Raw genomic sequence first — 19,939 nt, 5'->3', positions numbered from 1 at the left:
TCTAACACAAAGGATTGTGTGCTAATTGCCACAAAAATGGCTCTGTCATGATGACTGCTTTTAAAAGCCGTATGATCCCGATGATTACCAATGAAGCTGCCATTGCCTGTATCGGTATGTACTGCATGGCAGTCGTTATGGGTTATGGTCGCTTTCTTTTTACCGCCACCTTACCTGATATTATGGTGCAATTGTCGCTATCAACGACGATTGCAGGCTGGCTGGCATCAATCAATTATATCGGCTACTTTATCGGTGCGCTTATTGCTATGTTTGTGCCTCAGCGCTCAACGTGGCAGGCCATGACGCTGTGGGCGATTATTAGTGTTGTCACAACAATGCTACTAGTCATACCAAATATGTCGCTCACGCTATGGTATATCATTCGCTCAATCGCAGGTATTGCAAGTGGCGTGGCGATGATTCTAAGCTCATCTTTTGTGATTCAAACCCTCAGCCCTGAGCGCCGTTCTGTATTGTCAGCAGTCCACTATGCAGGTATTGGCGTTGGCATTAGCGCTTCTGCCATAGTGACGTGGTGGCTATTAAAGTTAGGCTATCACTTCGATGTAATTTGGCTAGTCGCAGGCGTCACCAGTTTACCGCTCGTATGGCTACTGTATGCAGTAAAACCAAGAACAATACAGAGTCTGGACTCGCAACAGATTGATGCCAAACAACACGTGTCAGTGCACCAGACCTATTTAAACTTTAAACGCTCCTTATATGAAGCCATCTCTGGGCACCATAAAGCGCTTGCTTTACTTTTTGTCAGCTACGTACTGGCAGGGTTTGGTTATATCAGCTCAGCAACTTTTTTGCCCGTTATGGCAGCACAACGTCTAACAACACAGACGTATGCTGGACTCATGATTTGGTTGGTCGTCGGTATTTTTGCGATGTTGTCAAACCCCCTATGGGGCGCGCTTGCCAAACGTATCGGTGAGATAAAAACCTTAATGGGGCTGACGGTATTGCAAGCATTTGGGATGTGCTTGCCAATATGGTTTGATGGTGCGATTGGGCTATATGGCAACGCTGCGATTTTAGGATTGACCTTTGTCGGCATGGTATCGATGACACTGACTTTATTTAAAAATATCAATCCTGCCTATTCTAATTTACTGATTGCTCTAGCGACGTTGGCCTATGCATTGGGGCAGTTTTTAGGACCTTTGGTGACAGTGGCGCTGGCAGGGCAGGATAGTAATTTCAATGCAGGGTTACTTGTCGCTGCTATCGGATTAATGATCGGATTTGTACTATTGGTATGGTTTCGTCGACAGTCATCAACGACCGTTTAGATCGTCTAAACCACGCTACGGCTAAATACTTCTCGTAACTCAAAACTGGTATGAACTTGGGCCACGCCTTCGATACGATTGAGGCGATGCAATAAAAACTCTTCGTAATGTGTCATATCACGTACTCTGACCTTAATCAGATAGTCTTCTGTGCGTCCTGTGACAATACTACAGCTAATGACTTCCTCAAAGCTTTGAACCTTGCGTTCAAATTGCTCGAAACGTTCTGCTGTATGTCGATCCATACTAATAGCGATAAACACGGCTAGCGGATAGCCAAGTTTTTGCGCATCGGTTTTGGTATGGTAGCCGGTGATAATGTTCGCATCTTCTAGGCGCTTGATACGACGTGCGCAAGGGGTGGCAGACAGGTTGACGCGTTCAGCAAGTTCAGTAATACTCATGCGCGCCTGCGTTTGCAGTAAGCGCAGCAACTGTCTATCTATCTCGTCTATATCTGCAGTCCCTGTACTATCAATATGATTATCTAGCATTTCTTAAGCCTTAATAGTGAATTTATTCGATTATAATGTCTAAATTGTGTTTTTCCACTAAAATAACAGAAAATAAAGTAAAAGAAAGCAGGTTTCTCTCTGTTAAACTTTGATATTATTATGGTATGAACACTAGTTATCTCGTATGATAAATACTGATCTAATCAACAGCTAATCGCCTAGCTAAATATATAAATAACCATATCATCTAAGGATTGATTATGTCTGACCAAGCCACGCACACTGCAGCCACAGGGACTGCAAAGATTACACCAAAAAGTGCCGCTTTTGACTTCCGTAAATACCGTCCATTTGCATTTGCGCCATCGCTGCCAGATCGTACTTGGCCAAGCAAGACGATTGAGAAGTCACCGATATGGGCAAGTGTGGATCTGCGTGATGGTAACCAAGCACTGATTGATCCGATGACCATTGAACAAAAAATGCGTTTCTTTAAGACCTTAGTAGATGTTGGTTTTAAAGAGATTGAGATTGGTTTTCCATCAGCGGCGCAGGTAGAATTTGACTTTGCGCGTAAGCTTATCGAAGAAAACCACGTACCTGAAGATGTAACGCTACAAGTATTGGTACAAGCGCGCGAGCATTTGATTGCCCGTACTTTTGAATCATTAAAAGGCGCAAAACGTGCGGTTGTCCATGTCTATAACTCAACCAGCCGTGTACAACGCGAAAAAGTCTATGGCAAAGATAAAGCCGAAATCAAAGAAATTGCTATTGCAGGCGCCAAGCTATTACAAGAGTATGCAGCAAAGTATCCTGAGACAGATTGGGTATTTCAGTACTCGCCAGAGAGCTTTAGCCAGACAGAAACTGAATATGCCGTAGAGGTTTGCGATGCTGTGTGTGACGTGTGGCAACCACAGCAGGGTCAGGAAGTTATTTTTAACTTGCCAGCAACCGTTGAAGCCTCTATGCCCAATGTCTTTGCTGATCAAGTAGAGTACTTCTGCCGCAATCTAGCCCAGCGTGAGCATGTGATTGTGAGCTTGCATACCCATAATGACCGTGGTTGTGCGGTAGCAGCAGCTGAATTGGGCGTACTTGCAGGTGCAGATCGTATCGAAGGCACATTGCTTGGTAACGGTGAGCGTACAGGTAACATGGATATCATGGTCATGGCCATGAACTTGTTTAGCCAAGGTATCGATCCTGAGCTTGATTTTAGCAACATGAGTGAAATCGTACAGGTTGTGAGCGAATGCAATAACTTACCATTGCACCCACGTCATCCTTATGTAGGCGAGTTGGTCTTCACGGCATTTAGTGGCTCACATCAAGATGCGATCAAAAAATCTCTCGACTACAATGAAAGCAATCAGAGCGAAACAGACAATGTATGGGACGTGGCTTATCTACCCATTGATCCTGCGCATATTGGCCGTAGCTACCAAGATGTGGTACGTATCAATAGCCAGTCGGGCAAAGGCGGCGTCGCATATATCTTGCAGCGTAACTACGGTTTCAACTTACCACGTTGGATGCAGATTGACTTTAGCCGTGTGGTACAAAAGCAAGCTGAAGCAGCAGCACGAGAATTGCAGAATGATGAAATCCTGCAGACCTTTGAGGATACTTACTTGCAGCAGGGCAAGTTTGAACTACTAGATTATAGTGTCAATAATAAAGGCGGTGCTGTTTACTTTAGTGGTCAAGTGCAGATGAATAGCGATACCATCGATATTGATGGTACTGGTAACGGCCCATTGTCATCGTTTATTGACGGACTTGCACAGCATACGGGCAAATCCTTGCATATCATTAACTATGCAGAGCATGCGATTAACCCGCATCATAACAGCGGTAATGGTATCGATGATGATACCAACAGTGATAACAAAACCAATGCCAATGCTGCTGCTTACATTCAGTTAAATGTCGATGGCGAGGTATATTCAGGCATCGGTACTTGTAGCAGTACAGTATCAGCTATGCTAAAAGGGGCGTTATCAGCCTTTGCTCAAGCGCTAAATACAGAAGCTGCTTAATATTAAGTAGTCATTGATATCACGCAAAATTCTGTATGCTAATAACGCCATCGCTTCTTGTCTCTAGCAAGTAAAGCGATGGCGTTATTTTTTGCTATAAATACCTATGAAATTCCGACTATAGGTTCATGAGCAATAGCATAATGTTACTTGTGTTTTTGGTGTCTAAGACTTACGCTAATGTATATATTAAAATATTATAAATAAAAGGTTAATTATGGAACCTATCTCATTTGCTTCATTCACGCTAGCATCTATTTTGGCTTCGTTGCCTGCGAACGGTGAGGCTATTACCAAGCCGACCATCACCACTCATATTAGTCCAGCCATTGCCGGACAGTGGGAAATAGACTTGGACAGTAGCTCTCACTCTACTCACGCCATGATGACCAAGGAAGCGGAAGCTAACCAGTCAGTATCAAATAGTGCGCAACAGTCTAGCAGTGTAGAGCCCAAGGTGATAACAGGCATGGACGACGGCGTACTGACTCAAAGTGAAGAGCGGGTTCTAAACATTCAACCAGCTACTAGTAAAAATTTACTTGCATCAGTTGGTAAGTCTGACCAGTGCCGCGAGCTATATAACTTTAGTGCGGATAATGAGATGTGGTCTGTCAGTGGCAAAGAGTGGACATACGGCCGCTATCTGGTCACCCACCGTGAAGAAGGGCTGCCAGTTATTGCCATTAAGACAGTTTATGATAATAATGAAGTAGACTGCTCAGGTAACCAGATCGATCAAACTGATGAAGCGTTGATTGCATTTATCAATCATGATGGCAACCAGATGCAATGGTGCGCTGACCCTGATGGTAACGAATGCTTCATGAACTTCAATAGAGTGTTGCCGTAATCAGATATGCTCGTTGTACTTTACGTATGATTGACAGCTTATTAATGACATAAAAAAACCGCTATATTGATAGCGGTTTTTTTATGTGCTGTTTTAATTAAACTTGCGACTAAACTTATTAAGTTTAATGAACTCTATAAGTATTTCAGCTTACGAGTCTTTTTTAGCTTTATTCGCAGTCAGCAGCTCTCTTTCGAGATAGTGAATATTTTGCGCTTCACGAGTAAAGTTATCATCCGCCAAAATCACATCACGATGTAAAGGTATATTGGTTTTGATACCTTCGATAATCAGCTCATCAAGGGCATGTACTGTCTTAGCAATAGCTTGCTGACGAGTTTGACCATGACAGATAAGCTTACCAATCAATGAATCGTAATAGGTCGGTATCTCATAGCCAGGATATAAATGAGAGTCAAAACGGATACCAGAACCACTTGGCGTGAACAGTTGGCTGATAGTGCCTGGGCAAGGTACGAAAGTCGCTGCATCTTCGGCATTGATACGACATTCGATCGCATGACCTTGGATCTCAATCTCGCTTTGACGATAAGACAGGCCGTAACCGGCTGCGATTTTGAGCTGCTCGACGACAACATCAATACCAGTAATCATCTCAGTCACTGGATGCTCAACCTGTACACGAGTGTTCATTTCAATAAAGAAAAACTCGTTATTTTCAAATAAGAATTCAAACGTACCAGCACCGCGATACTTAACAAGCTCACACGCTTTTACGCAAGCTTTTAAGATTGGCTCACGTACATCATCTGGGATGTCTGGAGCAGGTGCTTCTTCTAGTACTTTTTGATGGCGCCGCTGTAATGAGCAATCACGGTCATATAGATGGATAGCATTACCATTACCATCACCTAACACCTGTACTTCTACGTGGCGCGGGTTTTGTAGATAGCGCTCCATATAGACAGTGTCATCACCGAACCAAAGCTCAGCTTCTTGTTTAGCAGCTTGTACTTGACCAATTAGTTCATCAAAACGTTCAACCACACGCATACCGCGTCCACCGCCGCCAGAAGCCGCTTTAATCAATAGCGGAAAACCGATATTGCGCGCTTGTTCTTCAGCATTGTGCAGCGTAACGGCACCCACAGAACCAGGTACAGTTGGTACGCCCGCTTTTTTCATGGCGTTGATGGCAGAAACTTTATTGCCCATCAAGCGAATATGATCTGCATTAGGACCAACGAAGGTCAATCCTGCTTCTTCTACTTGTTCAGCAAATTCAGCATTCTCAGACAAGAAGCCGTAACCGGGATGGATAGCATCTGCACCAGTGATTTCAGCAGCGGTTAAGATGGTATTGATATCAAGGTAGCTTTGGTTAGCATTAGGCTTGCCAATACAAATTGCCTCATCAACAAAGCGCAAGTGCATCAAGTTGGCATCAGCAGTAGAGTAGACACCTACCGTTTCGATACCTAGCGCTTTACAGGCGCGGACGATGCGCAGGGCAATTTCACCTCTGTTGGCAATGAGCAATTTTTTTATCATGGGTTCATCCTTGTCGAAGCGTCAGTCATTGACTGAGTTTCGATACATAGCATCATGTTATTTAGCATTGACGCGGTATATATACCAAAAGTCAGCCATAATGAAATAAAGTATGGCAAATATCGTTACGCTTTATAGCGTATGACAGGTTGACCGAACTGTACGACTTCAGAGTTATCTACCAAGATTTCGTCAACAATACCACTTTGAGTCGCTTCAAGCGGGTTCATGATTTTCATGGCTTCGATAATACCTAAAGTATCACCTGCCTGAACCTTTTGACCGACTTTCACAAATGGTGGGTCATTAGGGCTTGGTGCTGAATAGAAAACACCAACCATTGGTGAAGACTCAACGCTACCCGCTTTTTCTGCAGGTTTGCCTTCAACAGCGGCAGCAGGAGCAGCGCTCGCAGCCATCATAGTTGGCGCAGGCGCGTCATAGTGACGAGTTAAGCTAATATGCTCGTCGTCAGAACTGATTTCTAAATTAACCAGTTCACTTTCTTCCATAAGGGCGATGAGGGTGCGTATTTTTTCAATATCCATAGTTTTTATCTGGCCTTGTACTAAATTCGAGAAATAGTGTAACTAAATATTGTCTAATTAATTGCTAATGATACCTAGATTCAGGGCAATGAGCAATCAATGTACAGTTGTTAACTGAGAATTTTTACATATTTTGACGTAAGCCATCTTTTTAGTAAGAAAATATCTACGATTTTTCATAGTCTGTATGATCAAATGACGCTAATAATGATTATAAAATTCAATCCATAAGCAATTGGCTTAACCCCATAACACAGTTAAACGTTTTTGTTGATAGCGTAGACGCAAAGTAAGTAAAATAGATGATAAGAATAAACCCGTAATTAACGCCATCCAAAACCCTTGTGCACCAACGTCAGTAAAACGCACTAAATAGACGCCAAGTGGTAGGGCAACTAACCAATAGCAGAAGAGCGTTACCCACATCGGTATGGTGGTGTCTTGCATACCGCGCAATATACCAGCGACGTTAACTTGCCAGCCATCAAACAACTGATAAGCAAGTGCAAAGATAAGCAAATGCATAGACTGAGCTCTAACCTCTGGGTTATCCGTGAATGCTGCTGCCAGTTCTGATCTGAATAGCCATATTCCAAGCATACAGGTCAAAGCGATCAATACGGTCCATACCAGTCCAGTAGCTTGCACTTGGCGAAGTGCTAATAGGTTTTTTTGACCAAATCGATTGGAGACCATGATAGTGAGTGCCATGGCAACAGATATCGGTATCATAAATAGCTGTGAGGTCACTGACAGTGCCACTTGATGCGATGCGGTTGCCAGCTCACCCAATGGACTGATAACGAGTGCGCCTAGACTAAATAAACTGGCTTCAAAGAAGATAGAGATGCCAATAGGAATACCAAGTTTTAACAGCTTTTTGATCTGTGTGCGATTAGGGCTAGAGAAGCCATAAAAGAATCGCGTGCTCACAAATTCGCGACGTTTTGTGAAGCTAGTATAGGCCGCCAATAATAGGACATTTATCCATAACACCAATGCTGTCGCCACCCCGCAGCCTGCACCGCCCATTTCTGGCATGCCAAATAACCCATGAATAAAAATATAGTTCAAAGGAATATCTGCAAGCAGGCCAATGATACTAATGACAGTCACAGGCTCAGGACGACCCAATGCCTCACAATAACTGCGTAGTACGGCATATACAGCGAGCGCTGGGAAACCAAATGAGACACCATGTAAATACTGCGTCGCTATCGGCTGAATGTTTTCTGGGACACCCATGATGCCAAGAACATTGGGAGCCAAATTGACAATGATAAAACCGATAATGCCAATGACACCTGCGGTCCATAAGGACTGCTGCGTGATATGCGGTACTTGGCCATGCTGGTCTTGACCAATTGCTTCACCAATAAGCGGCGTGGTGGCGATAAGCACACCTGTGGCCAATAAAAACAATGGTAGCCAAATACCAGACCCAACGGCTACCGCAGCCAAATCAAGCGCCGAGACTTGACCTGCCATGATGGCATCGACCACGCCAAGTGCGGCTTGGCAAAACTGAGTAATTAAGATAGGGAGGGCAAGTATGCCTAAACGTAAGCTGTAGCTTTTAAAATCTTTGAAAGACAATGGAAAAACCATGGTAAGCAACTTTTTATTCTTTGCGGTAATTGTTATTAAGGTAGTTATTATTAATAAACAAACACTGCTATCAATCGATTAAGGTTGACGCAGCAAGGAGAGCGTAGTGCCGACGATAATACTCCGATAAATAATATGAGCAAGCTTATAATGTTGCATAAGTAGATAGACAGAGTATGAAAATAAAAGTAAAGACACTAAAATAAAAATAACCCGTCGATCCAAGTAGTGGATTGACAGGTCATATACATAGTAAGATGGTAAAGAAGCCACACTATGATGTCAACGCTTTAGCGCCGCTATGCAGGCATTAATCTTAGGTTTTTTGTACTCTGCTTCATAGCCAATAGCCAATAGCCAATAGCCAATAGCCAACTCAATGATTTTACTCCGGTAACAAATCAAGTGTCTCCGCCATGTTCATAATCGCTCGCCAATGTTTGGGCTCTAATGGAATCACTGTTAATTGCTGACAGCCTTTCCTCAATAATAACGAGTCTTCCAAAGCTGGCAAAAATTTTAGCTCTGATAGTGGCAATACCTCTGTAAAAGCCTGCTCAAAAGTAAGATCGACCATATACCAGCGAGGTTCCTCTTCAGTCGCAATAGGATCATAATGACGATGCTCAGGGTGAAACTGAGTAGGATCAGGATACCCTGCTGTAGTAACTGTCATGATACCAGCGACTCCAGACGGCTTGGCGCTAGAGTGATAAAAGAACACTTTGTCACCAACTTTCATATCATCACGCATAAAATTACGCGCACGATAGTTGCGAACGCCGTCCCAACCGTCGGTGCCCAGGCGCTGCAAATCTTCAATACCAAAAAATTTAGGGTTGGATTTCATTAACCAATACGCCATATACCTGTCCTTTGATTTTTTATTTATTTTTCAATTTGTTCTTAAAATTATCGAGGTTTTTATTAACTCACTTTCAAACTTGTCTTGAATAGTTTATCTTAAAAAAGCAAAGAGGACTCCACCTGACATTAGGGTGGAGGTGAATTTCGCATCACTGGCTAACCTCGCTGGTTCTGAATGTATTGCTTAATAATATCTAGTGGCGCACCGCCACAAGAGCTTGCAAAGTAGGAGCGTGACCAAAGCACAGGCTTGGAATAAGCTGCTCTTAAATCAATAAAATCACCCCTCATTCGTCTACTTGTGACTGACTTTAAGTTATTAACCAATTTGCTTAATTGCACCGTTGGCGGGTACTGGATAAGCATGTGGATATGATCTGCTCCACCGTTACATTCTTTTAATTCAGCATCAAAGCTCTTGCATACCTCAGTGACACACTCACTGAAATACTTATGATGCAGCTCACCTAAAACTTTTTTTCGGTACTTAGTAATAAAAACCAAATGAACGTGGAGATTAAAGGCAGCATGGCGGTTTTTATATATCTCACTCATTGTAATAAAAACTCTTAAATGCTAGTATTATAAGCATAATATCAAACACACACTCATTAATAAAGAACGCATTTATGAAAATCAACAAAGCGTATAAATTTAGGCTTGAGCCTAATGCAGAGCAGGAGATTGTTCTAAATAATCTTGTCGGCTCTGCACGTTTTGTTTGGAATCAAATGCTAGTGATCTCATTTGAGGTGTTTGCTAAAGATGAGTTTATCAATGCCACGAACCTCGTTAATAAAATCATGGATCTAAAGAGCAATCCTGATTTCGAGTTCTTAAAAAGCAGCTCAAACGCTGTCTCTTTACAACAAAAAGTACGTGATCTTGCATCGGCTTGGTCACGTTTCTTTAATCCTAAAGTACATGCCAGATTGGAAGAAAATAAAAAGAAACCTCGTAAACCCAAGTTTTTTAAACTGGCTGATGGCACAGAAATCCAGCTACGCCCGTTGATGCCACAATTTAAGCGCAAATCCGATGGGCGTGACTCAATTCGGTTAGTTCAGTTTGATAAATACTGCCGTGTTAAGGGCAATCGAGTAAAACTACCGAATGGCGTGGGCTTGGTGAAGTTTAGAAAATCGCAAGACATTATTGGCACGATTAAAAATGTCACCATTAGCAAGAAATCAGGTCGCTGGTATGTGTCGTTTGGCACAGAGCACGAGCTGACAGAGAACCCTCGTCACCCCTCTAAAAGCGCTATTGGCTTGGACGTGGGCATCAGTAAACTACTCACCACCTCAAACGGTGAATATATTAAACCCAAAAACAGCTTTAAAACCAATCAACTCAAACTTGCCAAACTGCAACGTGGATTGGCGAAAAAAGTAAAATTCAGTGAAAACTGGAAAAAGCAAAACCGCAAGATTCAAAAACTCCACAGCCACATTGCCAATATCAGACATGACTACTTGCACAAAGTCACCACCAGCATCAGCAAAAGCCACGCCATGATTGCTTGTGAAGATTTAAAAGTCGCCAATATGTCGAAATCAGCCAGTGGTACGGTGGAGAATAAAGGTCGTCATGTCAAAGCCAAGTCAGGATTGAATAAATCCATCCTAGATCAAGGCTGGGGCATGATGGTCAATATGCTTAAGTACAAGCAGCAATGGCGCGGTGGGTTACTGATTAAGGTAAACCCACGATACACTAGCCAAACCTGCTCTGAATGCCAGCATATTGCCAAGGAAAACAGACAAATTCAGTCAAAATTTGAGTGCGTCAAATGTAGGTATGTTGCGAACGCTGATTTTAATGCGGCTCGTAACATATTAGCGGCAGGACATGCCGTTTTGTCTGTGGAGGGAGGATGCAGTAAAAATCGCCCGTTGAAACAGAAAGCAAGCGACCTTCGTGAGAAAGTCGCCTAAGAGCATCTGCTTTTAGAATCCCCCACTTGAGCTTCGCGAAAGTGGTGGGAGTATGTCAACCTAGCGTTACTTTTGATATCGATCATTATTGCTCACTACAAAATAAGTTTATTTATGCCCAAAGTGAATACAGACAGCATGCCGAACGACCTGAATACGTTAAGTCTTACTGAACCAAAGACGGATACTATCGCGGTAGACGTGACCGACATTCCATTGTCTCTTTACATTCACATCCCGTGGTGTGTGAAGAAGTGTCCTTATTGCGATTTTAATTCGCATGAGCTACCGATGGACAGCGAACTATCCATGTATGAAGATTATGTCGATGCGTTACTGTTAGATGCCGCGATGCAGCAACCTTTAACTCAGGGCCGAAAAATTGGTTCGATATTTATCGGTGGTGGTACGCCGTCTTTGCTACCCATTTCTCAGTATCAGCGATTGTTTACTGGGTTACGTACATGTTTTGAATTTGCAGAAGACATAGAAGTCACGATGGAGGCCAATCCGGGCACGCTTGAGCATGCGCCATTCGCGCAGTATTTAGAAGTTGGTATCAATCGTCTGTCTATCGGTGTACAGAGCTTTGCCGCTGATAAGCTTAAAGTACTTGGGCGTATCCACGATCCTGTGCAAGCGTTATCAGCAATTCGAGCTGCCAAAGTGGCTGGGTTTGTACGGGTCAACGTCGACCTGATGCACGGTCTACCGCAGCAAACCATGAATGAAGCGCTAGAAGATATCCAAATGGCGCATGATGCTGGCGCAACGCATATCTCTTGGTATCAACTGACTATTGAGCCAAATACCGTGTTTTACCGTAGCCAGCCTATTTTACCCGATGAAGACAATTTGGCAGATATCGAACAAGCAGGGCAATCGTTATTGCAGCAATTAGGCTATAGTAATTATGAGGTGTCGGCATGGACAGGTGCGTCAGATAAACCATGTCGTCATAATATCAACTATTGGCAGTTTGGCGACTATTTAGCAATCGGCGCTGGGGCACATGGTAAAGTAACGATTGGTCGTAACGATAGCAATGGTAGTAACTCGTCAGACGTAAAAGATAAAATGGAAGATGACTTTTTAATAGCGTCAGGTATCTATCGCTTTAGCAAATCACGTTTGCCAAAAGATTATGTAGTAATAAATCCAGATGCCACAGAGAAATCTGACATACGCCAAATCACACCAAAGATGGTTGGCTGGCAAGCGATTGATCAAGAGGAGTTAGTGAGTGAATTTATGCTAAACGCGCTGCGCTTACATGGCGGCGTCGCTTGGTCACTGTTTGAAGAGAGAACTGGATTAACCATTGATAGTATTGCTGAACAAGTAAACAGTCTGGTCAAACAAGGGTTGTTGGTAGATAGTGATACGCAGTTGCAACCGACGGTATTAGGTCAGCGTTATCTCAATCAGATATTACGCGCGTTTTTATAAAATCGTGCTTGAGTAATTGTTTAACAGCAGCGAAGTAAGAACACAAAAAAGACTTATCAAATGAATGATAAGCCTTTTTAAAAATCTAAAAAAAGCAGACCTTAGATTTTATCTTGTACGTCTTGTGCGCCGCCAGTTACAGCATTTCCGGCGCTTGATACGTCTTGGCCAAGGCCTTTGAACGTGTTGCAACCAGTTAGAACGAACATAGCAGTTAAAGATGCGATGATTACTTTTTTCATAATAGTATCCTCAAAGATAAATGAATGGTTATAAATAACAACAGTGACGCTAAGCATCGTGCTCAAGCTTCACTGAAGGGGTATTGGATGAGACAGTCATACATAAATGCTATCGCGTTATCCATTACAGACATCATAGTGAAAGTTAAAAACGCTGCACAGTATCAAAATGTAATTATTGGCAGTAAACTGTAACTTTCGATTACCTACCGCTCATAAATTTAAATAATAGAGCGCTGAATATTTGTGGAGTAAGAATGACCATCCATATTGTGCTAGTAGCACCAAAAATGCCGAGCAATACTGGCAATATTATTCGACTGTGTGCCAATAGCGGGGCACAGCTACATCTAGTCAGACCGTTAGGGTTTGAGCTTGATGATAAAAAGCTACGCCGTGCAGGTCTTGATTATCATGAATATGCTCATTTGCAAGTGCATGATGATTGGACGGCTGCGAGGCAAGCTCTAAAAGCCGCCGATTGCCATGTCGTTACCGCATTGACAACCAAACTGAGCAAACCATTCTACGATTATGACTTTGGTAAAAACTCGGACTCTGACGCATCTGATAAGGCTGCTATGCCCAATATTGCGCTGGTTTTCGGTTCTGAGACGGCAGGTCTGGCAGATGATATACGGGAAGATATTGGTGCTGATAACTGGCTAAGACTGCCCATGCTAGCTGACTCACGTAGTTTAAATTTATCAAATAGCGTAGCCATTTGTTTGTACGAAATATGGCGACAGCAAGGATTTGCAGGCGATGAGGGTCGTAGTGTCGGTTATGAGACATTGACAGTCTACGACCCAAAATAGCTATGTGTTTAAACAATAGCTATAGACTTAGTTTGCGTACTTAATGAGCAGTTATACACTGCTCAAAGCATATGATGAGTTTCTAGTGCGACATCGAGCATATCTTATCGTTTATAAAGCACTTATAAAGCACTTATAAAGCACTTATAAAGTACTTATAAACAATTTGGTGGTTTGGGTAATCCTGCCAAGCGATTGACATGACGCGCGACCAAACCTGTATTAAACAATTGCTGTAGTTTTTGATTGCTAATATCAAGTTCTGGCAAAGTCTTTTGTAGCCATTTGATTAGTGGACGGGTTGCTGGCGCGTGATTAAATTTGTCAAAAAACGCGCGCACTTGTTGCAAAACTTCTAAATGCTCATCGCTCAGATTAACCTCTAACGTGTCTGCCAATTGCTGCGCGATAGCAGGCGTCCAAATCGTATGGTCACATAGATGGCCGTCTTGATCTAATTCGATATCAGCCGCTGATAATGCAGCGTTGTGAGTGGTCATGTCATTACTCATAAGGCAATCGTCACCACTTTGTCAAACTGACTGCTCTGAGTCAGATTCACCCATTCTGCGTCGGTTAAAATAGCAGTCAACTTAGTTTCTAAATTAAGTTTGCCAGTTGTATTTGTTGTGAGCTGGGCGATGTCATCTGCTAATGCGTAAATACCAGCAATATCCTCGATATCGCTATCATTTAAATAAGCATTGAGCCAGTCGATAAAAGCAGGAGTGCTGCCAAGCAGAATGATGCTGTCACCTGTGCGCCAAGTGCGAGACATCTCTTCAGTACTGCGTCTAAGGGTATCCATCGTGCTATGCAATTGATATAAAGTTGCCATAAAGGTGTCCGATTACGTGCTTTATTATTTTATAAATCTAAGTTATACAGCGTCTTAAAGGGTAAGTATCTGCTCAAAGTCTTGCGAATTGATGACCTCTGGCACGAGTGTGAGCTGTGATGCCAGGTCTATCGGCAACATACCAGTGACCCAGCCACTAAAGACGTCGTCAGGTAGCCAAGCTGCGGGCATATCGTAAAGCTCAAGTGACTGAATCATGCCATGCAGCCGCGAGTCAGATTGCATCAATAAGCCAAAGACAGGCGCATCTAAGAACAGTTGCACTTCATGACCAAATGTCGCTAAAGTTAGCGCAAGCGCACAACCTTCGTAGCTTGCTGCTTCAGTGGGCGTGTGCAGCTGAATTAATAATCTCATTATGTATTCCTAAAAATAGTTACCGCTACCAGTGATCTCAATAGACAAACCATCAAACGACACACTATCAAAACTGTATCAAACGACTGCTATCCTGCATCATCATCGCAAGCTCACTGAGTCCCACTAACGTAAACCCTGTCGCAAGATTGGCACCGTCAAGCTGATGACGTGAGCTGTTGTCTACATCACTCACACCGCGGCTAAGGGCTGTACTGACACAAACAGGCAGGGGTAATTGATACTGCTCAGCCAAGGACTGCCATTCTTTGGTCAAGTCTAATTGATCGGCTGACTGCCAACGCAATCGATTGGCTATATGAGCCGAGTCGCCATAAAAGAAGACATTGAGCAGGGGTTGTTCAGAGGTAGTATTATCGCTGCTGCCTGTACCTGTACTATTAGTGTCAGTGTGATCAATATCATCACTATTCGCTGCGCCATTTAGGTAAGCGCGTGCATAGCGTAACGCCAAGTGTGCCAATGGGTGACTAGGGTCAGCAGTAATCAGTAGTAACGGGGTAGTGGTCGTCATAAGGCGCGGTATCACATATTATAAATAAGAGTTTAAAAATTATGGCCGAGTTGCTATAAATGCTTTGTATAAAGTCATTTGGTCGTTATTATTATAGTGCTTGTGTGCAAATTTGCGTGACAGAAAACAGAATTTATACTGATAATGCGACATACAGCGGATCATACTGTCACATCAAATGTTGTTATGTCATAAAAGAGAGGTGAGTCGTCTCTATTAAAGATGTTTATGCTAACATAAAGCGCCGCAAACCAAGTAGAGTCACTGTTATTTAACGTGGTTTTATCTCAAGTATAGGCACACTGAGTATTATTATTTGATGCTGTGACTGCCTCGTAAGAAAAAACAATAAACTTATGAGCTAGGTTCACGTAGTCTTACCATTCTATGTAAGGAGTTTTTGTCACTATGTTACCTGCTATGCCCTCACGTGTGAACAATGGTACAGATTATCAGCCTACCGTAGAACAACTGCAAGTCCTGCAGACAGCGAGCGAATTTGCTTATCAGATTTGGGAAAGTCGGACCGTTTCATGTCAGACGTTTTTGCGTAGCTATCCATTGAATAGTACGCTGACCCGCCAGCAAATCGATGATTTGATACAAGATTATACGCTAGATGAGAACTATCAACTCGCTGATGAAACTAAGGTCATGAGTGGTCTGCGTCACTTGCGCACGCTACTAATGATGCGCTGGATTTGGCAAGACGCCTTGCAGACGATCAGTCTGGAGCAGCTGACCGATGAGTTGTCTGAGTTTGCAGATGGCTGTATCTCTTTTGCTAAGGATTATACCTATCAGCACTTGGTTGCTAAGTATGGTGAGCCGACCTTTATCAATGAACAAGGCAATATACAAATCGATGATATGGCGATTATGGCCATGGGTAAGCTTGGTGCGCAAGAGCTGAATTTATCAAGTGATATTGACCTAATCTTTGTGCATCAAGCACGCGGCGAGACCAATGGCAATAAGGCAAAAGGCACACGTAGCATAGACAACAAACGCTTTATGACCAGATTGGGTCAAGGCATTATTAAACTGCTTGATAACAATACCGCCGACGGTTTTGTCTTTCGAGTAGATATGCGCCTGCGACCATGGGGTGATGGAAGTGATTTGGCCATTCATCTGTCTGCATTACAAAAATATTTTACGATGCATGGGCGTGCATGGGAGCGTTTTGCTTGGTTAAAAGCGCGCGTAGTCGGACAAATAGACCAGCCATTTTATGAAGAGATACAAGCGCTGATTAAGCCATTTGTGTTTCGTTATTACGTGGACTACAGTGCGTTTTCAGCATTGAGAGAGATGAAGTCTCTTATCCAAAACCAAGTTGCACAGCGTGAAGACTTGGATAATATCAAGCTTGGCGCGGGCGGTATCAGAGATATCGAGTTTATCGTACAGGCCTTTCAGCTTATCTATGGTGGCCGGCATCCACAGCTGCAAATCAAACCTTGCTTGCAAGCGATGCAAGTATTATGTGAGCTTGGCTATCTGGAGCATTCAACTTATGAGCAGCTACAGGCCGCGTATCGGTTCTTACGCCGGCTTGAGCATGCTATTCAAGCGATTAATGACCAACAGACCCAGCGCTTACCACACGATGAGCAATGGCAGCATAATCTAGCAGTGACGCTGAATTTTGAAAACTGGCATGCCTTATTAGACCAGCTTAATCGTCATCGCGAGAGTGTCAATGTGCCGTTTGAGCGTATGGTCACTGAGCGTCAAATACCTGATAACGAAGATACCGACCTAGAGCCAGAGCACTTAGATGAGCAAATTGCCCGTTTAAATGAAGTGCTAACAAAAGAAAATCGCGAGGTACTACAGAATTTTTGGCAATCAAAAATGGTGGCTAATTTAAGTGATGAAGCCAGAGAGCGTTTAGACGACGCATATCCTGTCATTGTCCATGCGTTGTTAGCGCATCAAGAACAGCAGCAACTTGCCAATACTGCTTTACCGAGATTGATCTCACTGCTTGAAGCGATTTGCCGCCGTTCTATCTATTTGGTCATGATTGCTGAAAACCCCAATGCAACGATTGAGCTGATTCCAATGCTATCTGCCAGCCCGTGGATCGCAAAAGAGTTGGCTCAGTATCCTGTATTACTGGATACCTTTTTGCAGCAGCGTTATCGCCATCTACCAGATAAGCGTGAGCTGCGCGATATCTTGCGTCAACAGTTGCTACGCGTCGAACCAAACGATGAAGAAGAGCTGTTGAGCGTCCTACGTCTGTTTAAAAAGAATCAAGTGTTGGCGGTCGCTGCTAGCGATGTATTGGCTGAACGTCCAATTATGAAAGTATCGGATTCATTGACTTATATCGCTGAGGTCGTACTAGAAGCCGCACTAGAGCGCGCTTTTGCAGAGATTGTTAACCGTTATGGGTATCCTATTGGCCAAGATGGCGACCCAGTCACTGAAGCGGACTGCGGCTTTGCAATTATCGGTTATGGCAAGCTTGGTGGCTTAGAGTTGTCATATTCTTCAGATTTGGACTTGGTATTCTTACACAAGATAAAAGAGCAAGGTATGACCACTGGTGAAAAATCAGTCAGTGGTATGAAGTTTGCCGCGCGTCTTGTACAAAAACTGATGAATTATCTCAATACTCAAACCCGTGATGGCCGTGCCTATGAGATTGATATGCGTCTGCGACCCTCAGGAAATGCTGGCATGATGGTAGTGTCTTGTCATGCGTTTGAAACCTATCAAATGGATAAAGCATGGTCATGGGAGCATCAAGCGCTGGTACGTGCTCGTGCGATTTGCGGAGACAGACGAGTCACTGCCCGCTTCTGTGATATTCGCCGCGACGTATTGTCGTTGCCACGGACACTGGATCAAGTACGTAGTGAAGTCACCAGCATGCGTATCAAAATGCAAAAGCATCTAGGCACGAGTCAATGGCAGCAGGAGGCGGGCAAGTTTCATCTTAAACAAGATGCAGGCGGGATTGTAGACATTGAGTTCTTAGCACAATTTGCTGTATTGGCTTACTCACATGAATATCCGAGTTTGACGAAATGGAGCGATAATGTGCGAATTTTTGCAGAAGTTGCTTTGCTTGGTATTTGGGATGACCAAGTCTGTCAGGATTTGACTGATGCCTATCTAAGAATACGTGCTGCTACTCATCAATTGGCACTATCAGAGCAGTCTTTGCTCGTTGATGAGTCATTGTGGCAGGAGACGCGAGCGTTAGTACAGTCACAATGGCAGCACCTCATGGGCGTAGAGACAGACGACGAGTAATATCGTAACTCGTATGATTAAGGCCTTGCCGATAGTCCAAGAGACGCTTAAACTGTAATGCGTTACTATGAATGGGAACGATATAATTAAAAACCATATAGTGCCAAACCAAAAGATTTCATTTGCCAAGACGGCCAGTGATATAATCGGTCACACATCATCTTAATACTGTTAGCTGTTCGTCATAATCAAGCTGTGCTTTAAGCAATAAAAATGGGCACTGCGGTGTTATCATACGATGTTGATCACTACTGTTAAATAAAACCTACCTAAAAAAAGTTAGACGTCAGTGCTAGCATAAGGATTATAAAATGAATATGGCAACACAAGATGGTAAGCTTTGGATGAATGGCACAATGATCGAACAGCCAGATGCTAAAGTTCATGTGCTTACCCATAGCTTGCATTATGGCATGGCTGTGTTTGAAGGCGTGCGTGCTTACCAAACCGCTGATAACCGCACGGCTATTTTTCGCCTAAAGGAACACACTGAACGTCTACTTGGTTCGGCAAAAATCTTTCAAATGGACGTACCGTTTGATGCGGCCACTCTAGAGCAAGCACATAAAGATGTGGTAAAGCAAAACAACTTGGCAGAAGCCTATATTCGTCCGCTTATTTGGGTAGGTGCAGAAAAGCTTGGCTTATCTTCACGTGACAATAGCATCAATGCTATGGTTGCTGCATGGCACTGGGGTGCATATCTTGGTGAGGAAGGTATCAAAAATGGTATCCGTGTAAAAACCTCTTCATTTACGCATCATATGCCAAATGTCACTATGTGTAAGGCAAAAGCTTCAAGCAACTATCCTGTGTCTATCATGGCCAACCAAGAAGTCACTCGTAATGGTTATGACGAAGCTATCTTGATGGATCCGCAAGGGTATGTGTGTCAAGGTGCTGGCGAGAACTTATTCTTGGTAAAAGATGGCGTGCTACATACGCCAGATTTAGCGGGCGGTGCACTTGATGGTATCACTCGTCGTACTATCCTTCAGTTCGCGGCTGATCTAGACATCAAAGTCGTTGAACGCCGTATCACTCGTGATGAGTTCTACTTAGCAGACGAGATATTTATGACAGGTACCGCTGCTGAAGTGACACCTATCCGCGAATACGATGATCGTACTATCGGGAATGGCGGCCGAGGACCATTGACTGAGAAACTCCAAACCCTATACTTTGATGTGGTTCATGGTCGTAACGAGCAATATATGGATTGGTTAAGCTTTATTGACTAATAAAGTCGTTAGTTTAAAGACCAAAAAGGCTGAACA

Annotated in this window: 19 protein-coding genes; 8 read left to right on the top strand and 11 right to left on the bottom strand. The window is 43.3% G+C overall.

Translation table 11 applies throughout. The features are described from left to right. Positions 1-47: 47 nt before the first annotated feature. Entirely contained in the window at positions 48-1,304 is a 1,257-nt protein-coding gene (locus I3254_RS12090) for a YbfB/YjiJ family MFS transporter (protein WP_238053031.1), read from the top strand. A gap of 5 nt (positions 1,305-1,309) precedes the next feature. On the opposite strand, the gene I3254_RS12085 is transcribed toward I3254_RS12090, so the two are convergent. After that, the gene (locus I3254_RS12085) at positions 1,310-1,798 is read right to left on the bottom strand and encodes an Lrp/AsnC family transcriptional regulator (RefSeq protein WP_238053030.1); all 489 of its coding nucleotides are present in this window, start codon (positions 1,796-1,798) and stop codon (positions 1,310-1,312) included. Positions 1,799-2,019: 221 nt separating this feature from the next. Here I3254_RS12085 and leuA point away from each other — a divergent pair, with 221 nt between their 5' ends. Beyond that, positions 2,020-3,804, top strand: a complete 1,785-nt coding sequence (gene leuA / locus I3254_RS12080; RefSeq protein WP_160021915.1) for a 2-isopropylmalate synthase — start codon at positions 2,020-2,022, stop codon at positions 3,802-3,804. Positions 3,805-4,021: 217 nt separating this feature from the next. Continuing rightward, positions 4,022-4,657, top strand: coding sequence for a hypothetical protein (locus tag I3254_RS12075; RefSeq protein ID WP_238053029.1), 636 nt, complete (start codon positions 4,022-4,024; stop codon positions 4,655-4,657). 150 nt (positions 4,658-4,807) lie between these two features. Here the strand turns inward: I3254_RS12075 and accC are convergent, their stop codons facing one another. The 5 genes from accC to tnpA form a co-directional block, all read right to left on the bottom strand. After that, entirely contained in the window at positions 4,808-6,169 is a 1,362-nt protein-coding gene (gene accC / locus I3254_RS12070) for an acetyl-CoA carboxylase biotin carboxylase subunit (RefSeq protein WP_057759692.1), read from the bottom strand. A gap of 125 nt (positions 6,170-6,294) precedes the next feature. Then, positions 6,295-6,717 carry an acetyl-CoA carboxylase biotin carboxyl carrier protein gene (gene accB, locus I3254_RS12065; protein WP_101204416.1) on the bottom strand — a complete coding sequence of 141 codons (423 nt, stop codon included), beginning with the start codon at positions 6,715-6,717 and terminating at the stop codon, positions 6,295-6,297. A gap of 240 nt (positions 6,718-6,957) precedes the next feature. After that, positions 6,958-8,325 carry an MATE family efflux transporter gene (locus tag I3254_RS12060; protein WP_238053305.1) on the bottom strand — a complete coding sequence of 456 codons (1,368 nt, stop codon included), beginning with the start codon at positions 8,323-8,325 and terminating at the stop codon, positions 6,958-6,960. 385 nt (positions 8,326-8,710) lie between these two features. Further along, positions 8,711-9,190 (bottom strand): EVE domain-containing protein, encoded by a 480-nt coding sequence (locus I3254_RS12055; RefSeq protein ID WP_238053028.1) that lies wholly within the window; start codon positions 9,188-9,190, stop codon positions 8,711-8,713. 158 nt (positions 9,191-9,348) lie between these two features. After that, positions 9,349-9,747 carry an IS200/IS605 family transposase gene (gene tnpA, locus I3254_RS12050; protein ID WP_102092183.1) on the bottom strand — a complete coding sequence of 133 codons (399 nt, stop codon included), beginning with the start codon at positions 9,745-9,747 and terminating at the stop codon, positions 9,349-9,351. Between the two features lie 74 nt (positions 9,748-9,821). Here tnpA and I3254_RS12045 point away from each other — a divergent pair, with 74 nt between their 5' ends. Next, entirely contained in the window at positions 9,822-11,129 is a 1,308-nt protein-coding gene (locus I3254_RS12045) for a transposase (RefSeq protein ID WP_238053027.1), read from the top strand. A gap of 138 nt (positions 11,130-11,267) precedes the next feature. Then, positions 11,268-12,578 (top strand): radical SAM family heme chaperone HemW, encoded by a 1,311-nt coding sequence (hemW, locus tag I3254_RS12040; protein WP_238053304.1) that lies wholly within the window; start codon positions 11,268-11,270, stop codon positions 12,576-12,578. A gap of 101 nt (positions 12,579-12,679) precedes the next feature. Here the strand turns inward: hemW and I3254_RS12035 are convergent, their stop codons facing one another. Next, a complete protein-coding gene (locus tag I3254_RS12035; protein ID WP_101204419.1) occupies positions 12,680-12,820 on the bottom strand; it encodes an entericidin A/B family lipoprotein in 141 nt (46 codons plus the stop codon). 257 nt (positions 12,821-13,077) lie between these two features. Between I3254_RS12035 and I3254_RS12030 the strand changes: the two genes are divergently transcribed. Then, positions 13,078-13,638, top strand: a complete 561-nt coding sequence (locus tag I3254_RS12030) for a tRNA (cytidine(34)-2'-O)-methyltransferase (RefSeq protein ID WP_238053026.1) — start codon at positions 13,078-13,080, stop codon at positions 13,636-13,638. 155 nt (positions 13,639-13,793) lie between these two features. On the opposite strand, the gene I3254_RS12025 is transcribed toward I3254_RS12030, so the two are convergent. The 4 genes from I3254_RS12025 to tusD form a co-directional block, all read right to left on the bottom strand. Next, positions 13,794-14,138, bottom strand: coding sequence for a TusE/DsrC/DsvC family sulfur relay protein (locus I3254_RS12025; RefSeq protein WP_238053025.1), 345 nt, complete (start codon positions 14,136-14,138; stop codon positions 13,794-13,796). A gap of 8 nt (positions 14,139-14,146) precedes the next feature. Beyond that, positions 14,147-14,476, bottom strand: coding sequence for a hypothetical protein (locus I3254_RS12020; RefSeq protein ID WP_238053024.1), 330 nt, complete (start codon positions 14,474-14,476; stop codon positions 14,147-14,149). A 54-nt stretch (positions 14,477-14,530) separates the two neighbouring features. After that, positions 14,531-14,854 carry a hypothetical protein gene (locus tag I3254_RS12015; protein ID WP_238053023.1) on the bottom strand — a complete coding sequence of 108 codons (324 nt, stop codon included), beginning with the start codon at positions 14,852-14,854 and terminating at the stop codon, positions 14,531-14,533. A 67-nt stretch (positions 14,855-14,921) separates the two neighbouring features. Then, complete coding sequence (tusD, locus tag I3254_RS12010; RefSeq protein ID WP_238053022.1) at positions 14,922-15,389, bottom strand: sulfurtransferase complex subunit TusD; 468 nt, start codon at positions 15,387-15,389, stop codon at positions 14,922-14,924. 408 nt (positions 15,390-15,797) lie between these two features. Between tusD and glnE the strand changes: the two genes are divergently transcribed. After that, positions 15,798-18,662 (top strand): bifunctional [glutamate--ammonia ligase]-adenylyl-L-tyrosine phosphorylase/[glutamate--ammonia-ligase] adenylyltransferase, encoded by a 2,865-nt coding sequence (gene glnE / locus I3254_RS12005; protein ID WP_238053021.1) that lies wholly within the window; start codon positions 15,798-15,800, stop codon positions 18,660-18,662. Between the two features lie 311 nt (positions 18,663-18,973). After that, a complete protein-coding gene (locus I3254_RS12000; RefSeq protein ID WP_102092191.1) occupies positions 18,974-19,903 on the top strand; it encodes a branched-chain amino acid transaminase in 930 nt (309 codons plus the stop codon). Positions 19,904-19,939 lie beyond the last annotated feature (36 nt).

It is taken from the genome of Psychrobacter sp. Ps2 (genome assembly GCF_022129405.1).
Classification (GTDB): domain Bacteria; phylum Pseudomonadota; class Gammaproteobacteria; order Pseudomonadales; family Moraxellaceae; genus Psychrobacter.
Note: the sequence above shows the minus strand (reverse complement) of the source record. Positions and strands in the feature narration are given on the sequence as shown.

What these genes read in the sequence shown, in the direction of transcription:
- I3254_RS12025 (WP_238053025.1), bottom strand. Translation starts at nt 14,138, where the DNA reads ATGACCACTCACAACGCTGCATTATCAGCGGCTGATATCGAATTAGAT.
- I3254_RS12055 (WP_238053028.1), bottom strand. Translation starts at nt 9,190, where the DNA reads ATGGCGTATTGGTTAATGAAATCCAACCCTAAATTTTTTGGTATTGAA.
- I3254_RS12090 (WP_238053031.1), top strand. Translation starts at nt 48, where the DNA reads ATGATGACTGCTTTTAAAAGCCGTATGATCCCGATGATTACCAATGAA.
- accB (WP_101204416.1), bottom strand. Translation starts at nt 6,717, where the DNA reads ATGGATATTGAAAAAATACGCACCCTCATCGCCCTTATGGAAGAAAGT.
- tusD (WP_238053022.1), bottom strand. Translation starts at nt 15,389, where the DNA reads ATGACGACCACTACCCCGTTACTACTGATTACTGCTGACCCTAGTCAC.
- leuA (WP_160021915.1), top strand. Translation starts at nt 2,020, where the DNA reads ATGTCTGACCAAGCCACGCACACTGCAGCCACAGGGACTGCAAAGATT.
- I3254_RS12020 (WP_238053024.1), bottom strand. Translation starts at nt 14,476, where the DNA reads ATGGCAACTTTATATCAATTGCATAGCACGATGGATACCCTTAGACGC.
- I3254_RS12030 (WP_238053026.1), top strand. Translation starts at nt 13,078, where the DNA reads ATGACCATCCATATTGTGCTAGTAGCACCAAAAATGCCGAGCAATACT.
- I3254_RS12015 (WP_238053023.1), bottom strand. Translation starts at nt 14,854, where the DNA reads ATGAGATTATTAATTCAGCTGCACACGCCCACTGAAGCAGCAAGCTAC.
- I3254_RS12035 (WP_101204419.1), bottom strand. Translation starts at nt 12,820, where the DNA reads ATGAAAAAAGTAATCATCGCATCTTTAACTGCTATGTTCGTTCTAACT.
- I3254_RS12060 (WP_238053305.1), bottom strand. Translation starts at nt 8,325, where the DNA reads ATGGTTTTTCCATTGTCTTTCAAAGATTTTAAAAGCTACAGCTTACGT.
- accC (WP_057759692.1), bottom strand. Translation starts at nt 6,169, where the DNA reads ATGATAAAAAAATTGCTCATTGCCAACAGAGGTGAAATTGCCCTGCGC.
- tnpA (WP_102092183.1), bottom strand. Translation starts at nt 9,747, where the DNA reads ATGAGTGAGATATATAAAAACCGCCATGCTGCCTTTAATCTCCACGTT.
- glnE (WP_238053021.1), top strand. Translation starts at nt 15,798, where the DNA reads ATGTTACCTGCTATGCCCTCACGTGTGAACAATGGTACAGATTATCAG.
- I3254_RS12085 (WP_238053030.1), bottom strand. Translation starts at nt 1,798, where the DNA reads ATGCTAGATAATCATATTGATAGTACAGGGACTGCAGATATAGACGAG.
- I3254_RS12045 (WP_238053027.1), top strand. Translation starts at nt 9,822, where the DNA reads ATGAAAATCAACAAAGCGTATAAATTTAGGCTTGAGCCTAATGCAGAG.
- I3254_RS12000 (WP_102092191.1), top strand. Translation starts at nt 18,974, where the DNA reads ATGAATATGGCAACACAAGATGGTAAGCTTTGGATGAATGGCACAATG.
- hemW (WP_238053304.1), top strand. Translation starts at nt 11,268, where the DNA reads ATGCCGAACGACCTGAATACGTTAAGTCTTACTGAACCAAAGACGGAT.
- I3254_RS12075 (WP_238053029.1), top strand. Translation starts at nt 4,022, where the DNA reads ATGGAACCTATCTCATTTGCTTCATTCACGCTAGCATCTATTTTGGCT.